This window comes from Cyanobacteriota bacterium (assembly GCA_025054735.1).
Classification (GTDB): Bacteria; Cyanobacteriota; Cyanobacteriia; order SKYG9; family SKYG9; genus SKYG9.
Genome location: JANWZG010000488.1, coordinates 1 through 2,514 on the forward strand (window position 1 = coordinate 1; position 2,514 = coordinate 2,514).

The following is a 2,514-nucleotide window of genomic DNA, read 5'->3' on the forward strand; positions in this document are numbered from 1 at the left end:
CCTGGTTGCACGAAAGAAGCCTGTAGCTTTCGAGATCACTATGCTGCTTACCAAGACAAGAATGTGGTGGTTTTAGGCGTTAGTCTAGACGATGAGGCATCTCATCAACAGTTTACGCAAAAGTTCAACTTGCCCTTCCCGCTGCTGGCAGATGTGGATGCGACTATTACCAAAGCCTACGATGTCGCCATGGAAAAAAATGGCGCTCTGTATGCTAGGCGGGTTACTTATGTGATTGATGGCACAGGCACTATCACTCATGTTTACGAAACGGTTAACACAGAAACCCATGCAACGGATATTTTGGCAGATCTGGGACTGTGACTGATGGTAGGTATCTAGTGGGTTCATAAGCTGAACCCATCGATAGAGAGAATATGGCTTTGGGGTGGATTCAGCGCTGCTACCCATGAAAAACCAAATTGCTAGTCAGGTATTGTTGCTTACCAAGTGTTTCTTAGTAGGAGCATTGGAAATTGCTGTTCTGAGTCTGTCACAATCTAGCTATGCCACTACGGCTGCAGACTATCGAGCATTGGGGCTACGCTATCGACAGCAAGGGCAACTGGATGCAGCGATCGCTGCCCTGACCCAAGCAGTTGCTTTAGAACCAGATAACTTGGATGGACGCATTGCCTTGGGTTGGACTCAGCATCTAGCTGCCCAGCGCCAGGCCGCTGCTCAAACCTTAACCGCAGTAGCTTGGGCTGATCCCTATAAGGTTCAGGCATTCAACGCCTTGGGGATTGTATATTTGGTTTCTGGTGACCTAGCCTTGGCGATTGCCAGCCACATGTGGGCATTGCTCCTCAAACCAGATAATGAGATTGCCTACTACAACCTTAGCCTCGCTTGCCAACGAATCCAGTCCTACGACTGGGCGATCGTCACGGCTATGCGAGCAGCAGAGCTAGAACCGACTAACCCCCATCCTCTCATTGCTTTGGCTTTAGCGCACTGGTCACAGGGCAACCGTGCAGCCGCCCAAGCTGCCTACACGCAAGCTCTAGCATTGGACGATCGCTATGGCGATCTTGGGTTTCTAGCCTACTTAGCAGAAGCTGGGTTTAGTGCCGATCAGATTGAAGTGACCCAACAGATCCTAAAGAGTCGTTAGTTGCCATACCTATTAGGCACCATACCTGTCAAACATTACGTCCGTCGGCGGTTATCACGTTTGCCATTCGAGACCGCGTAGGGCTGTAGTGGCTCATCTCGTTTCAGATCTCGCCGAACATGGCTAATTCTGCGCCACCATGCCTGCATTTCTTCATTGCTGGGGTAAAGGGTGCGATACGAACGATCATCAGAGTCGTAAGAAATCAAGCAATGTACCTCCTATTGATTCGGTTATGTGCCCCATGCTAGCTCACTAGCGCGCACTTGGGTTGATATTACTGTTGGTATTACTAATGACAGAGTCAAACCATGACAGACCAAGAAACAACTGTATGCCTACTGTTAGCGATTGGCAACTCACGGCTGCACTGGGGCCTGTGTCAGGGATCGCAACTTCAGGCCACGTGGGATACAAATCATTTTACCGCTGATCAGAGCCATTCAGTTCTAGCATCACCCACTGCGCTAGCTACAGTGCACCCAGCCGCTGCCAAGTTGCCTCCATCACCAATACTAACAATCGCCTCCGTTGTTCCCTCCCAAACAGCCCTCTGGCAATCCTATCCCCATGTCAATATCCTAACCTTAGGTCATATCCCATTGCACGGACTATATCCAACCCTAGGAATTGACCGCGCTTTGGCTGCTTATGCTGCTGTGGAAACAATTGGAGCACCAGTTTTGGTCATTGATGGCGGCACTGCTCTAACGTTCACCGGGGTAGATGGCGATCGCAACTTAGTAGGAGGAGCCATTCTGCCTGGTCTAGCGCTACAATACCGTGCTCTTGCTAAGGCCACTGCCATGAGGTCTCTCCCCGACATTGATAGTGACCACCTGCCTCTGCATAACTGGAACATCTGCGATCGATGGGCGCAAACTACCGTGGGTGCTATTCACAGCGGTGTAATCCATACCCTATTGGCGGGAATTCAGGCATTTGTACACGATTGGTGGCAACGGTTTCCCCAGAGTGCGATTGTCCTCACAGGTGGTGATAGTGCTCAGCTATTGACATGGCTTCAGCACCATAACCCAGTACTGGCTAGCCAAATACACCTTGCTCCTCACTTAGTGTTGCAGGGCATGGCGATCGCCAGGGTCGCTAACTAGCTACTATGCTGATTGCAATAAACCCTTCACCTCCAACTGGTGAATAAAGGCTACAAACTTTTCCACTAATTCAGGATTGCGCCATCCTTTTTCGGTCTCTTCCTGGATGAGCTGCAAGGCTTCACGGGGAGTATAAGCTGTTTTATACGGACGTTCGCTAGTTAAAGCATCGTAAATATCAATAATCTGAAAAACTTGAGCCAAGTATGGAATCTCATGTCCTACTAGCTGATCTGGATAGCCGCTGCCATCCCAGCGTTCATGATGGTGGCGAATAATGGG

The 2,514-nt window shown here is 49.9% G+C and carries 5 protein-coding genes; 3 read left to right on the forward strand and 2 right to left on the reverse strand.

Features of this window, described 5'->3' with window-relative positions; genetic code table 11:
* Positions 1 to 324, forward strand: a 324-nt coding sequence (locus NZ772_17185) for a peroxiredoxin (protein MCS6815291.1), incomplete at its 5' end; no start/stop codon positions are given.
* A gap of 85 nt (positions 325 to 409) precedes the next feature.
* A complete protein-coding gene (locus tag NZ772_17190) occupies positions 410 to 1,117 on the forward strand; it encodes a tetratricopeptide repeat protein (protein ID MCS6815292.1) in 708 nt (235 codons plus the stop codon).
* Positions 1,118 to 1,152: 35 nt separating this feature from the next.
* Here NZ772_17190 and NZ772_17195 read toward each other — a convergent pair whose 3' ends face one another.
* Complete coding sequence (locus NZ772_17195) at positions 1,153 to 1,326, reverse strand: hypothetical protein (GenBank protein ID MCS6815293.1); 174 nt, start codon at positions 1,324 to 1,326, stop codon at positions 1,153 to 1,155.
* Between the two features lie 102 nt (positions 1,327 to 1,428).
* Between NZ772_17195 and NZ772_17200 the strand changes: the two genes are divergently transcribed.
* Entirely contained in the window at positions 1,429 to 2,232 is an 804-nt protein-coding gene (locus NZ772_17200; protein ID MCS6815294.1) for a pantothenate kinase, read from the forward strand.
* Positions 2,233 to 2,235: 3 nt separating this feature from the next.
* On the opposite strand, the gene NZ772_17205 is transcribed toward NZ772_17200, so the two are convergent.
* Positions 2,236 to 2,514, reverse strand: a 279-nt coding sequence (locus NZ772_17205) for a two-component system response regulator (GenBank protein ID MCS6815295.1), incomplete at its 5' end; no start/stop codon positions are given.